General features: G+C 46.6%; 12 protein-coding genes. 6 read left to right on the top strand and 6 right to left on the bottom strand.

The window, feature by feature from the left end:
• Positions 1 to 107 precede the first annotated feature (107 nt).
• Positions 108 to 662: an RNA polymerase sigma factor gene (locus FYJ39_RS10280; RefSeq protein ID WP_154472389.1), complete on the top strand. Its 555-nt coding sequence runs from the start codon at positions 108 to 110 to the stop codon at positions 660 to 662.
• Positions 663 to 666: 4 nt separating this feature from the next.
• Positions 667 to 1,446, top strand: coding sequence for a hypothetical protein (locus tag FYJ39_RS10275; RefSeq protein ID WP_154472388.1), 780 nt, complete (start codon positions 667 to 669; stop codon positions 1,444 to 1,446).
• Positions 1,447 to 1,577: 131 nt separating this feature from the next.
• On the opposite strand, the gene FYJ39_RS10270 is transcribed toward FYJ39_RS10275, so the two are convergent.
• Positions 1,578 to 2,294, bottom strand: a complete 717-nt coding sequence (locus FYJ39_RS10270) for a gamma-glutamyl-gamma-aminobutyrate hydrolase family protein (RefSeq protein WP_154472387.1) — start codon at positions 2,292 to 2,294, stop codon at positions 1,578 to 1,580.
• A gap of 149 nt (positions 2,295 to 2,443) precedes the next feature.
• On the opposite strand from FYJ39_RS10270, the gene FYJ39_RS10265 reads away from it, so the two are divergent.
• Positions 2,444 to 3,037: an ABC transporter permease gene (locus FYJ39_RS10265; RefSeq protein ID WP_328597546.1), complete on the top strand. Its 594-nt coding sequence runs from the start codon at positions 2,444 to 2,446 to the stop codon at positions 3,035 to 3,037.
• Positions 3,038 to 3,378: 341 nt separating this feature from the next.
• Here FYJ39_RS10265 and FYJ39_RS10260 read toward each other — a convergent pair whose 3' ends face one another.
• From FYJ39_RS10260 to pflB, 4 genes are all read right to left on the bottom strand, one after another.
• Positions 3,379 to 3,546, bottom strand: coding sequence for a DUF362 domain-containing protein (locus FYJ39_RS10260; protein ID WP_154472385.1), 168 nt, complete (start codon positions 3,544 to 3,546; stop codon positions 3,379 to 3,381).
• A gap of 109 nt (positions 3,547 to 3,655) precedes the next feature.
• Positions 3,656 to 4,408, bottom strand: a complete 753-nt coding sequence (gene pflA, locus FYJ39_RS10255) for a pyruvate formate-lyase-activating protein (RefSeq protein ID WP_154472384.1) — start codon at positions 4,406 to 4,408, stop codon at positions 3,656 to 3,658.
• Between the two features lie 97 nt (positions 4,409 to 4,505).
• Positions 4,506 to 4,751: an autonomous glycyl radical cofactor GrcA3 gene (gene grcA3, locus FYJ39_RS10250; RefSeq protein ID WP_154472383.1), complete on the bottom strand. Its 246-nt coding sequence runs from the start codon at positions 4,749 to 4,751 to the stop codon at positions 4,506 to 4,508.
• An 88-nt stretch (positions 4,752 to 4,839) separates the two neighbouring features.
• The gene (gene pflB, locus FYJ39_RS10245) at positions 4,840 to 6,948 is read right to left on the bottom strand and encodes a formate C-acetyltransferase (RefSeq protein ID WP_154472382.1); all 2,109 of its coding nucleotides are present in this window, start codon (positions 6,946 to 6,948) and stop codon (positions 4,840 to 4,842) included.
• A gap of 638 nt (positions 6,949 to 7,586) precedes the next feature.
• Between pflB and FYJ39_RS10240 the strand changes: the two genes are divergently transcribed.
• The 3 genes from FYJ39_RS10240 to FYJ39_RS10230 all read left to right on the top strand — a co-directional run bounded on the left by FYJ39_RS10240 (position 7,587) and on the right by FYJ39_RS10230 (position 11,313).
• On the top strand, positions 7,587 to 8,264 hold the full coding sequence (locus tag FYJ39_RS10240) for a hypothetical protein (protein ID WP_154472381.1): 678 nt from the start codon (positions 7,587 to 7,589) through the stop codon (positions 8,262 to 8,264).
• Between the two features lie 46 nt (positions 8,265 to 8,310).
• Positions 8,311 to 10,830 carry an Ig-like domain repeat protein gene (locus FYJ39_RS10235; RefSeq protein ID WP_154472380.1) on the top strand — a complete coding sequence of 840 codons (2,520 nt, stop codon included), beginning with the start codon at positions 8,311 to 8,313 and terminating at the stop codon, positions 10,828 to 10,830.
• 282 nt (positions 10,831 to 11,112) lie between these two features.
• A complete protein-coding gene (locus FYJ39_RS10230) occupies positions 11,113 to 11,313 on the top strand; it encodes a DUF1858 domain-containing protein (protein WP_154472379.1) in 201 nt (66 codons plus the stop codon).
• 417 nt (positions 11,314 to 11,730) lie between these two features.
• Here FYJ39_RS10230 and FYJ39_RS10225 read toward each other — a convergent pair whose 3' ends face one another.
• Positions 11,731 to 12,477 carry an adaptor protein MecA gene (locus FYJ39_RS10225; protein ID WP_154472378.1) on the bottom strand — a complete coding sequence of 249 codons (747 nt, stop codon included), beginning with the start codon at positions 12,475 to 12,477 and terminating at the stop codon, positions 11,731 to 11,733.
• Between the last annotated feature and the right edge of the window lie 130 nt (positions 12,478 to 12,607).

Here is a 12,607-nt window from a genome sequence, read left to right as displayed (position 1 = left end):
TCTATCTAATACAGCTTTTATACAGGAATACTCTGTATAAATCTACAGTTAACAAAGGGTTATAGGTTGCTTTTATTAACCTAAATTTATTATGTAAGGAGATAGACATGGAGGAGCTTGACAGCAGACTTGTGCTCCGGATGATGGAGGACGACAGCCAGGCCTTTGATCAGCTGGTAAAAGAATTTTATCCTAAGATTTTACGCATGGCCTATCTCATTTCCGGAAGCTATGCAGACAGCCAGGATATTGTACAGGAGACCTTTGTAATTTGCTGGATAAACCGAAAGAAGCTTAAAGAGCCGGAGCATTTTTCCAAATGGCTGTACAAAATCCTTTCTAGGGAAGCCTGGAGGTTTTGCAGGAAGAGAGGGCGGGAACAGCCTGTTAAGGAGGTGTTCGAAACCTGGGAACCGGAAGGAGCCTCCCCTCTGGAGGAAACTCTGGCCCGAAGCAGGGACGAGATGCTGTATGAGGCAGTAAAAGCGCTCCCTGTGAAGCAGAGAACGGTAGTAGTGCTGTATTACTTTAACCAGATGTCTACAAGGGAGATTGCAGAAGCAACCGGGTGCCTGGAGGGGACGGTTAAGTCCAGGCTGCATACAGCGAGAAAGAATCTGAAAGCAGCGTTGGCAGAGGCTCAGGCCTTGGAAGGGAGGTAGCCCTATGGGCAGAGAAGATAAGCTGGAGGAGGCGTTGAACCAGTGTTTAAACCGCCGGGCGGAATTATTAGAGGTCCCTTCATCCGATACGGAAGGGATACTGCGTCTAGTTCATGAAAGAATAAAGGAGAAATCAGGAATGAAAAAATGGAGCACAAGAAATATCATTATCGCAGCAGCAGCTATCTGCATGCTGAGTACAGTTACAGGCATTGCCGCAGGAAAGGCAGCATATATGTCTGCCGCATCCAGCCATAAGGATCGGTTTGCCTACGGTCAGCTGAAGGATATGGAGCAGAAGGCTGGCTTTGCCACGAAGGCTCCGGAGACATTTTCCAACGGTTATACCTTTGAGTATGGAGTGCCTGTCTCTAATAAGGAGATGGATGAGGAGCAAAATGTGATCAGAACAGCGGAGAGCCTAGGTCTGACCTACCAAAAGGATGGTATGCCTGACATCACAATCGATATCCAGAGTTGGGGATTTTATGACGGAGAGACAACGGCAGACGAGACCTTCAGCCATGGAGAAATTACCCTGGGCTATAGATGTGACAACTACCGTTTTGTTCCGGCGGATTACCAGATATCTCAGGAAGAGCAGGCTTTGGTGGATGCAGGGGATCTGTATGTATCTTACGGTTCCGCCCAGGTAGAGGACAGCCGGATACAGTTTGTGTTGTGGACAGAGGGCGAAGTACATTACATCATGATGTCCAAAGACAATGCCATGACGGCTGAGGAGCTGGTACAGATGGCCGGTGAGATCATTGATAATAAATAAGATGGGCTTATAAGGTCCGGTAAGCACAAAGGCCGCTCCATAAACTGGATTCAGTGTGTGGAGCGGCGTCTTTTGTGCTTCTTTTACGTAAAAGGATAAGCTTGGCAGGCTTAAAGGTGTATTCGGGAGACTTAGCTTTTGCAGGCGTTAATAAAACTTTTAAATATGTTGGCTGCTCCCTTATCTGTCTGCCACAGGTATTCCGGGTGCCATTGAACCCCTAGAAGATAAGGGTACTCTGGCATTTCAAGAGCTTCTATAAGGCCGTCGGGAGCATAAGCGCTGACAGTCAGACAGGGAGCGGCCTGGCGGCAGGCCTGGTGGTGCATGCTGTTGACTTCCAGCTCCTGCTGTCCACAGACGATTGCAGACAAAAGGGAATCCTTTGTCACTTTTGCGTGGTGAGAAGGAACTGTATAGGCAAAGGGCTGCTGATGTGCGATGGGAAAGCGGCTGCTGGTCTGGCTTGATATATCCTGATAGATATCTCCTCCCAGAGCTACGTTAATAAGCTGTATTCCCCGGCAGATACCCAGGATGGGCTTTCTGGCCGCCATCGCCTTGTTCAGCAGAGCCAGCTCAAGACGATCCCTGATGACAGATACATTGCCGCAGTGAAGCTGAGTCTCCTCGCCGAAGAGAAAGGGGTGGGGGTCGGGGCCTCCTGAAAAGAGAAAGCCGTGGCAAAGACTTACTAATTGGTCCAGATCCTCTGATTCAGCCTCCAGCGTCATGACAATAGGCAGTCCCCCGGCAGAGGAGATAGCGCGAACATAGGTGGGACGCAGGCTTAAATCATCCGTTTCCGTGTTGTGGGATGGAGTAATGCAGATAACGGGTTTCTTCATATACGTTTCCTCTAAATGGAATCAAATCATAGTTTGAAATGAAGTATTCATGGAATAGTATATTCGCCGGTAATGAAAAAAGAGCAAGGGAGTTGGGTTTTGTGATTTACTGCAGTTTGGTATTGGAGAATTAGCCGAAGCCGCAGGGTATAAAAATAGAAGCAGCCCCATGGTTTTTTATTAATGAAACCGTAAATAATGGAACAAATTGTTTGTTTGAGTATGGCTTTCTAGTAAAAAAGAGGGTCTTTAATGTTGAATTACTACCCGTAATAAAAACTTTTTCCTGTTTTTTGGTTCATGTTATTTTTCTATCTATTACCTTGATTGTTTTTTTGTTATATGGAAGAATACCTACGTTTGGTTGGCTGCAATTAATTTATTATTCGTTTGCAGCAATTACATTTTCTTTGTCGATTGTATATTTTACTTCAGGCATCAATGTGTTTTTCAGAGATATGGCACAAATTGTAGGTATATTAATGCAGTTTGGTATGTGGTTAACACCAATCATGTGGGCGCCCGAAATGTTTCCAAATCATCCAAAATGGCTGGAGCAAGTTTTAAAAATCAATCCTGTTTACTATATTGTCAATGGTTACAGGGATAGTTTACTTACTAATGACTTGTTTTGGCAAAGACCACTTAATACAATTTATTTTTGGGCAGTAACGGTTCTTCTGCTAATTGCCAATTTACGTATATATATGAAATTGCGGCCTCATTTTTCTGATGTTTTATAAAAACAGTTTGAGTCTGAGATCATCTAATTTAGTTTATAGTTCCATTTCTATTCACACAAACATAAGAAAGAACTAAAGCTGTGAAAAAATGATCAACAGGATGGTAGCTCTATTGTTGGCAAGGGTTCTTTCTCAAGAGTTAAAGCAGAAGATTTTTTAGAGATACAGGAAATATAATTTTTGTGATTCAGGCTGTTAAGAGAGTGCCGCAAAAACATTAAAATAGATGCCTGAGAGGTACTCTGCTTAAAAAATAGTGTGATATTACCATGCCGGTTCTTGGATAAAAGCTGCCTCCTTATGAGATATTTCAGAAGGAAGCAGCTCTTTATGTACCTTGCTTAGCCCTCGATAGCTCCGGTTGGGCAGACAGCCGCGCAAGTGCCGCAGTCGATGCAGGTATCAGCGTCGATTACGTACTTTCCGTCTCCTTCGGAGATTGCGCTGACTGGACATTCTCCAGCACAGCTGCCGCAGCTTACACAAGAGTCATTAATTACATATGCCATGATAGATTACCTCCTTATGATTGATATACATTGTCTCTTTCATTCTAAACGATAACAGTTAATTATTCAAGAGGAAAATGCTGCCTGGTGTGTTGAAAATTGCACTAATTTATGAGCAATTTGCTCTGGCTTCCCTCATTCCCCTGAGAATGATTCTGCGGGCTTCCTGAGCCTTTTCCTTCGGGAGGGGGGATACATCCTCCAGGGGATAGGACAGGCCCATTTCCCTGTACTTTTTCTTTCCCATATCATGATAAGGAAGCACGTCCAGAGCCTTAACGTTTTTTAAGGTCCCCAGAAAATGCCCCAGGCGCAGCAGATAGTCAGGATGATCTGTATAGCCGGGAACAACTACATGGCGGATCCAAACAGGAATCCCCTTATTTTCCAAATATCTGGAAAAAGCAAGAATATTGTCCTGAGGCTGGGCGCAAAGCTTAAGGTGCTCCTCTGGATCAATGTGCTTGATGTCTAAAAGCACCAGATCGGTGGATGCAACCAAACGGTCAAAGCGAGCCATAAGAGCGTCAGAGGACGGATTAAAGGTGATGCCGGAGGTATCCAGACAGGTGTGTATGCCCTGTTGTTTGGCAGCTTCAAAGAGCTCTGTAACAAAGCCAATTTGCATAAGCGGCTCTCCGCCGCTGACTGTAATGCCGCCTTTTTTATAGAAATGCCGGGCAGTTTCATACTGGCTTAAAATATCTGGGACTGTCATGGGAGTACCGCCTTTGGGATCCCAGGTGTCAGGATTATGGCAGTAGAGGCATCTCATGGGACAGCCGCTTAAGAAAATCACCATGCGGATTCCTGGCCCGTCAACGGTGCCAAAGCTTTCTATGGAATGAATGCGTCCTATCATTTTGCAGCGCTCCTTTCTAAGATGGCGCAGAAGATGCTTTCACTGGTTTATCATTAAAAAAGGCTCCTTTCAACTGACAGGAGCCTTTTGCGTCCAATTATATGGAGCCATGAAAGGTTCTGGAAATTACCTCGTCCTGCTGCTCCTTGGTCAGCTTGTTAAAGTTAACGGCATAGCCGGATACTCTTACGGTCAGCTGAGGATATTGTTCAGGGTGGGCCTGAGCATCCAGAAGGGTTTCCTTGCTGAATACATTCACATTCAGATGGTGCCCTCCCTCCTGAGCGTAGCCGTCCAGGAGTGCTACCAGGTTGTCGATCTGTGATTCGCTTGCTTTTATCATAGTTTTGTCCTCTCTTTCTTAGATAACTGGTTGATACAGTGACTGTAATCCTGCAGGCTCATAGTACATATGCTTATGGCAGCCGGATTTAGGATTCTTCAATGTCAGTCTCAGAGTCCAGGCCCTCAACAAGATTGCCTCCCGTCTGACAGCTGGCACAGCCGGATAATTCCACTTCCAAGTCTCCCATAAATACCTGCTCATCCTTGCCCAAGGCTCCTGGGATGATAGAAAAGGTATTGGAGATACCGTCCTGAGCATCTCTGAAGGGCAGCTTAGCGACGGATGCCAGGGAGGCCACAGCTCCGTGGCTGTCTCTGTGATGCATTGGGTTTGCTCCAGGTGCAAATGGCTGCCCGCCTTTGCGCCCGTCTGGTGTGGAGCCGGTATTTTTACCGTAAACCACGTTGGAGGTAATGGTCAGGATAGAGGTGGTTGGAATACCGCCCCGGTAGGTGTGGTTGCTCTTTATATAGCTCATGAAAATGTGTACCAGCTTGGAAGCTATTTCGTCTACACGGTCGTCATTGTTTCCGTATTTGGGGAAATCTCCCTCTACAATATAATCTACCACGATGCCCTTGTCATTGCGGACTGTTTTTACCTTTGCATACTTGATGGCAGATAAGGAGTCTGCCACAACGGAAAGTCCGGCGATTCCGGTAGCAAACCATCTGGTAACCTTTTTGTCGTGAAGGGCCATCTGGAGCCGCTCATAGCAGTAGCGGTCATGGTTATAGTGGATGATGTTCAGGGCGTTTACGTATACCTTGGCTAGCCATTTCATCATGTCCTTGTAGCGGTCTAAAACCTCCTCGTAGTCCAGGTACTCGCTGGTAATCGGACGGTACTTTGGCCCTACCTGCTTGCCTGAAATTTCATCTACGCCTCCGTTGATGGCATAGAGGAGGCACTTGGCCAGGTTTGCTCTTGCGCCGAAGAACTGCATTTCTTTACCTACTCTCATGCTGGATACGCAGCATGCGATGGCATAATCATCTCCGTGAGTCACTCTCATCAGATCATCGTTTTCATACTGGATGGAGGAGGACTGGATGGAGGTCTTAGCACAGAAGCGCTTAAAATTCTCAGGCAGTTTCGTAGACCACAAAACCGTTAGGTTCGGCTCCGGTGCGGTTCCCAGGTTCTGAAGGGTGTGCAGGTAACGGAAGGACATTTTGGTTACCATGTGGCGGCCGTCGATGCCGATTCCCGCGATAGACTCTGTTACCCAGGTAGGATCGCCGGAAAACAGCTCGTTATATTCAGGGGTTCTGGCGAACTTTACAAGACGCAGCTTCATGATGAAGTGGTCGATAAACTCCTGAATTTCCTGTTCCGTATAGCGGCCCTCTTTTAAGTCACGCTCCGCGTAAATGTCCATAAAGGTAGAGGTACGGCCGAGAGACATGGCGGCTCCGTTCTGTTCCTTTACGGCAGCCAGATATCCAAAGTAGGTCCATTGAATTGCCTCCTTAACATCTGCGGCAGGTCTTGAAATGTCAAAGCCGTAGATGGAGCCTAGCTTCTTTAAATCCTCCAAAGCTCGGATCTGCTCGGACAGCTCCTCCCGCTCCCTGATAACATCCGAGTACATTGTAGTACGGGTGGAGTCCTTTTCCTCTTTCTTCTCAGCAATGAGGGCGTCCACGCCGTAGAGGGCTACACGGCGGTAATCGCCGATGATGCGTCCGCGTCCGTAAGCGTCAGGAAGTCCAGTGATGATATGGCTGGAGCGGCAGGCTCTCATTTCATCGGTGTAAGCGTCGAATACGCCTGCGTTGTGAGTTTTTCTGTGTTTTGTAAAAAATTCTACGATTTCCGGGTCAACCTCATAGCCGTTGTCCTGGCAGGCTTTCACTGCCATACGGATACCGCCATAGGGCTGAAGGGAACGCTTGAAGGGTTTATCAGTCTGAAAGCCTACGATGGTTTCCTTTTCCTTATTTAAGTATCCGGGGCCATGGGAGGTGATAGTGGATATGATCTTGGTATCCATGTCCAGAACGCCTCCGGCTTCCCGCTCCTGTTTTGTCAGATCCATTACCTGATCCCAAAGCTCCAGCGTGTTTTTCGTGGGGCCTTCCAGGAATGCATCATCGCCGTCATAGGGAGTATAATTTTTCTGGATAAAATCTCGGACATTGATTTCTCTCTGCCAAGTGCCTCCCTTAAATGTGTTCCATTCTGTTCTCATTGACTTTCCTCCTGTGACATAAGGTGAGTTGATGGGTTGATATTAAAATTATTGTTAACCAAATCATTCACAGTAATACCAGTCAGAAGAATATTTGGTGCTTCGCCCTTCCTTCTGGCAACTACAGTCTACTGTAAATTGTTGGTTTACGCTGTTGCTTTTGCAACAAATATTATATTATGCACATTGTATACACGTCAATAGTTTTTAATGATAATATTTTTTAACAATCCTTCATAATGTTGGTTAAAATGTTGGTTATAGGTTATTAAAGTAGAAAAGCTGTCCTCTGATCTGCTGCTTGGAGGGAAAGCTGGCGCAAACCACAGGAGCCTGCCTGAGAAAGAAAGCTAAGGGTGCTTAGAAACGCAATGTATTATTGAAATTTTGGGGCTGATATGGTATCATATCCACATTATGGAAATACGATGCGCTTCTGATTTTGGAGGAGAAAATTTGGTAGAGGATATAGGGTTGTGATGAGATTAGGGCAAGGTTTCTCTATTTTCTGCTGCATTTTGTGCTGCTTAAAGCTTGCGCTTTCAGCTATGCTCTTCTGGGATGGTCAGGACTCTTTTAGTTATGTTCCGATGCGCAAGATGTACAAGTAAGAGAAAGGATAGGAGGTAATCCATAAGATGATTATGAAACGAAATCTGTTAACCGTTCTGCTGGGAGTTGGCCTGTTCTGCGTTGCCGCGCCATGGCCGGCTCATGCCGCCGTTTCAGATGGACAGTATGAATACCACAAGGAAGATGGTGATTCTGGCAGTTTATCTTCCGGGGTGTCTGCCTGTTCTCATATCCATACTGAGGATTGCTATGGTGATGAGCCTGAGATCGCCAGCGGAAGTAATGCAAGGCCTGCAGCTTCGCCCAAAGAGAAGGAGACTCTTAACTGTGCCCATCTGCATGATGCTTCCTGTGGCTATACGTTACCATCTCTGGAGCCTCCCAGCGGTTTTATGCATGACCTATCCTCTCCTTCAACCGCTGTCAGAAGGAAGGCCCGCAGCATAGACGCGGTTGAAAGTGATACGGTTTACCTATCTGAAACAGGCTCAGATACGACAGGTGACGGTTCAAAGGAGCGTCCCTATAAAAATTTCCAGACTGCTGTAAGCAAAGTGGCGGAGGATGGCAGGATTATTGTACAGGGTAGTGTTATGGTAGATGTCTTAGGTGCGTCAGGCGACATTCCTCTGATTATTGACAAGCCTGTGACTGTGGAGGGGGGGGGGGCATCTGAACCTCCGGACGGCGGGAATTGTTCTGGGTGCGGATGTAACCTTTCAGAATATTACTATAGAGTTTAATAATTCCGTTCGAAACGCAATTATTGCCAATGGGTACAGCCTTACATTGGAGAATGTTAAAAAATATAAGGGCTCCTCATGGGGAGAGCCCAATGAAATCCATCTTTTCTGCGGGCATATAGCAGAGTCTCAGAACCAGGTGCCGGCGGGCGGAGGCCATGGAGAGATTACGATACGGGGGACAGATAACGATCTTGGAAATATCTACGCAGGTAATTTTTTGGATTTGGGAGCCTATGATGAAACGGTAGAGAGTGATTTTACAGGAGATGCCACAATTACGATAGAACCTGGTACAAAGGGGAATGTGGGAAGGATTAATGCCTGTGGAGCCAGGGAGGACAGAAGAGGGGGGAATCCCAATGGAATGTGGACCGGCATTGATTCAAAATTTAAAATCCAGGGCACGGTGGATATTAACCTGAATGGCAGCTTTGTTAAGCAAGTATACGGCGGCGTGGACAGAACGGCCCAGGTTACTTTTAATACAAGCTTTTCTGTAGGGGATCTCAGTCTTGTAGAGATTGGTTCTCTAACAGTGGGCAGTGGCTCCTTAAAGCCTGCTCAGCTAAGCGGAAATACAGATATAACCATAGAAGCCGGAGCGGAGCTGGATTTATCTGCAGTGATACAGAAGGACTATGCCTTTTTAGTCAAGGATTTTACCGGAAGCGATGGAAGCGGTAAATTGGTAATGAAGGATCAGGATAAGCTGGCAATTACCGGAACGATCCGCGGGGTAACGGAGTTCCAGACAGACAGGGTAAGACCAATGGATAAAAGCACTTCCGGCTATGCAGAGGATGGCTGGCCCTATATTGCAGTTCCGGCAGGCAGTCCGTCAGATAGTTTTACCTTCCATCCTTACATGACCCAGACGGGAATGACCCTGACTCTTGTAGGCAATCAATGGATCACCTCCTTAAAGCAGGGCACGGGAGGTCAGCCTTCACAGCCACAGGATCTTGCCGGTATGAATATAACCATAGAAGGCGTTTACACCTATAATGGCAGTGCGCAAAAGCCAGCTATCATAGCCAATGGGAAGGCGCTGACGGAAATGACCGACTATACGATAGAAGCTTACAAGCATAGCAAGGATGGAATTGGACAGCATACCAATGCAGGCACTGTGACCGTTGAGATCCGGGGTAAGGGAGACTACACTGGTCAGGCAACAGCTGACTTTAGGATTGAGAGAGCAGCCTCTGTGCTCAGAATAACCGAGGCTATTTCTGAAGCAGGCCAAAATCCACAGGTTACGCTGACGGCTGTAGTGGACAAGGCAGGCGGCGGAGTAAGCCCCACTGGAACTGTAGTGTTTACCAATATTACTGGAAGTAATCCGCCAGCCAGCGGCTTCAGTCAGGCGCTTGTGGACGGCAGGGCGATTTATACACAGACGGATTTGTCAGAGCAGAAGTACACCTTTGAAGCAGATTATAGTGGTGATACTAACTATGCTCCCAGCAAGACTACAATTACATTTGATATTACCATTTTAGAGCAGATAGTGAAGGAGCCCGTTACCCAAGTGCCGGAGAGGCTGAAAAACATCTATCCTACTATATCGGAGCTTACAGAAACGCTGAAGAAGCAGCTTGTAGCTAAGGGAGGAAGCGGCTATACAGAGGAGAACACAAAAACCTTTGATATGAAGCTCCAGCTCTCTGCCGATAAGGGTGGTACGTGGACGGACGCCACCAATGATAATTTCCCAAAGGACGGCGTTACGATCGAACTTATGTATGGAGATTTTGCTCCGTCAGGGGTCAGCGGAGCCACCCATGATTTTATTGTGACTCATATGTTTGACGATTCTGTAAACGGCTTTGCGGCGGGTCAGCTGGAGTATCCTGAGGTGACGGAAACAGAAGCGGGGATACGCTTTACTGTAAAGGGTTTGTCCCCTGTGGGTATTGCATGGAAAGCAGAGAGGCAGGGTGGTGAAGCGCCCGATCACAGTAGTATGTCCGATGGAGGCGGGGATAAAACAACTGGCGGAAGCGGTGGAGGCAGAACATCCGGCGGTGGAGGCGGAACATCCGGCGGTGGAGGCGGAACATCCGGCGGTGGAGGCAGAACATCCGGCGGCGGAGGATATGTATCCGGCAGCAAGGCGCCCGGTGTTCCAGAACCGGCTGCTGCAGCTTCAGGACGATGGGTGAAGGATGAAGCTGGCTGGCGCTATTGCTACGCAGGAGGAAATTGCGAAACGGGTCAAACTTTAGCAGACAGTCAGGGAAATGCTATAGAATATATCTCATGGAAGCAGATAGACGGTGTCTGGTGGGCCTTTGGCGCAAATGGTTATTTGAAGGAAGGCTGGGTGATCGATAATGCCTCTGGATGCTGGTACTATATTGATGTAAATTCTGGTATGAAGACTGGATGGCATAAGGATTTAAAAGACGGTTTTTGGTATTATCTTGATCCTCAGAGTGGAGTCATGAGGACCGGCAGCCAGTTTATTGATGGGGCGTGGTATAATTTTAATTCCGTACCACAGCCGGTTGGAAGTGATGCTTCTCAAAGTGGACATCTGCCTTTGGGAGCTCTTTGCTAGGGGCGTGTCATGAAGAAGCTCAAGCCTTAGAGTATGGTTCGTCCGTGGATTTTGCTAAAGACGCTGAAATTGTGACAGGGCAAGTTGGCAGGACAAAGGCATGTGAGAATTTTTTATGAACAAACAGTTGCGAATAAATAAAACGTTTGTTCATTCTATAGGTTTGTTGTGGTAAGCCAGATAGAAGGGCTTGTCAAAAACGGAATTAGGTATTATGATGGTAGAAGCGCAGCTATTACTTTATGGAAGCTGTAATGCAGTTTATTAAGGAGGTAATCGTTTATGACGATTGATAAGAGTATGCTGATTGGTCAGCTGCTTCAGGTAGATGACCTTATTGCCCCGATTCTGATGCGTGCGGGCATGCATTGTCTGGGCTGCCCTGCTTCTCAAGGAGAATCTCTGGAGGAGGCCTGCATGGTTCATGGAATTGACTGTGACACTCTGGTTTCTCAGATTAATGAGATTCTGGCAGGCAAATAAAAATGCGACGCTGTTCCGACAGCCGGAGTGTATGTGCTTCGGGCCGGGGCAGCGTTCTTTTTTCTGCCCTGTAGAGTTTCGGGCATGAGTTTGCCGAGGCGGATGATTCAGGATATTTGTCCAGATACAAACGCATTGGCAGGATAGATAACCGAACTTTATCGATTTCTCAAGAACTGTTTGTTTACAATAAATTATTAAAGTGTTATTATGGCTTGAACCAGCGGACGAGACATGATAGTATCTCAGGGAGAAGATGCAAAATATATTAAGAAATGGAAAACGCGTCCAGGATAAGAGACGGATGATTTAAATGCTGATTAAAAAGAAACGAACAGAAAAATCCCCCGGAGATTTCCGGGGGCGCTGCGGTTCATAGCAGCTTTTTCTAAAGAAAGCAGGCTTTATGCTGTTTTCCTAAACTTGTGCCAGATTCTGAAGGGCCCGCTCTCTGATAATGACTTCATAATGCTCTTTAAAATAGGCCTCCTCCGCAGACCCATAGGGAAGTTTTACGCTGTACTCTGCCAAAATATTGCAGACTCTGGAAAAATCCAAGTCAGTACAGTTTTGGCGTTTAATAATCAGATAATACTGGCGTGTTCCTGGCTTTTTGTACAAGGTATTAATACCTTCGTATATTCCCTGAACAGCTTTGGCTGCTTCACTGGCGCGGTCCAGACTTTCAAAGCGGAAGAGACGGCTGCTGCTTACCATTTTTTGGGCCTTGGCAGAGGAGGCATTGGCAGCAGGCGTATTTTCTTTTTGCCGCGCATCTTCTACTGTATCCGGTTCCAGATAGTTCAGAGAATTTTGAGCTCCCTCCAGAAATTCGCTGGTAAGCTGGGACAGGAGAGAAGTCTGGTTATCCTCTGCAAAGGGGGAAAATTTGGAAAAGCGGGTATCCAGTTCCTCCGGGTCCTCAATTTTTGTGATCACCAGCATAATGCTTTCATTGGATAAAGGAATGGCCTCCACCATAAGAGGAATATCCTCAGCTTCAAAGCCAACCTCATTAGAGGCTTTCTGAATCATCTCGCGGAACAGCTTCCTGGCTTTCTCTGTACCGTAGGCAAGTTCTGCCAGATTGATATTCCTTACACTTAAATCAAAGCTGGTTAAGGTGCATCGTATTTGGTTTTCGTTAATACGTTCTATTTTCATCGGATCACTTCCTGTTCTGTGTCATCTGTGGCGACGTCCATCTGACACTAGGTCAGAAGATAGACTTCTACAATTTAAATATACTACATTACAGGGGAAAATATCAATTATAAAGATGAAATTGTAAGAA

Source organism: Clostridium porci (assembly GCF_009696375.1).
Taxonomy (GTDB): Bacteria; Bacillota; Clostridia; order Lachnospirales; family Lachnospiraceae; genus Enterocloster; species Enterocloster porci.
The sequence above is the reverse complement of the archived record's forward strand: the minus strand, read 5'-3'. Positions and strand labels throughout refer to the sequence as shown.

Excerpts from the sequence above, each read along its gene's own strand:
- FYJ39_RS10280 (WP_154472389.1), top strand. The coding sequence starts at position 108 with ATGGAGGAGCTTGACAGCAGACTTGTGCTCCGGATGATGGAGGACGAC.
- FYJ39_RS10275 (WP_154472388.1), top strand. The coding sequence starts at position 667 with ATGGGCAGAGAAGATAAGCTGGAGGAGGCGTTGAACCAGTGTTTAAAC.
- FYJ39_RS10270 (WP_154472387.1), bottom strand. The coding sequence starts at position 2,294 with ATGAAGAAACCCGTTATCTGCATTACTCCATCCCACAACACGGAAACG.
- FYJ39_RS10260 (WP_154472385.1), bottom strand. The coding sequence starts at position 3,546 with ATGGCATATGTAATTAATGACTCTTGTGTAAGCTGCGGCAGCTGTGCT.
- pflA (WP_154472384.1), bottom strand. The coding sequence starts at position 4,408 with ATGATAGGACGCATTCATTCCATAGAAAGCTTTGGCACCGTTGACGGG.
- grcA3 (WP_154472383.1), bottom strand. The coding sequence starts at position 4,751 with ATGATAAAAGCAAGCGAATCACAGATCGACAACCTGGTAGCACTCCTG.
- pflB (WP_154472382.1), bottom strand. The coding sequence starts at position 6,948 with ATGAGAACAGAATGGAACACATTTAAGGGAGGCACTTGGCAGAGAGAA.
- FYJ39_RS10240 (WP_154472381.1), top strand. The coding sequence starts at position 7,587 with ATGATTATGAAACGAAATCTGTTAACCGTTCTGCTGGGAGTTGGCCTG.
- FYJ39_RS10230 (WP_154472379.1), top strand. The coding sequence starts at position 11,113 with ATGACGATTGATAAGAGTATGCTGATTGGTCAGCTGCTTCAGGTAGAT.
- FYJ39_RS10225 (WP_154472378.1), bottom strand. The coding sequence starts at position 12,477 with ATGAAAATAGAACGTATTAACGAAAACCAAATACGATGCACCTTAACC.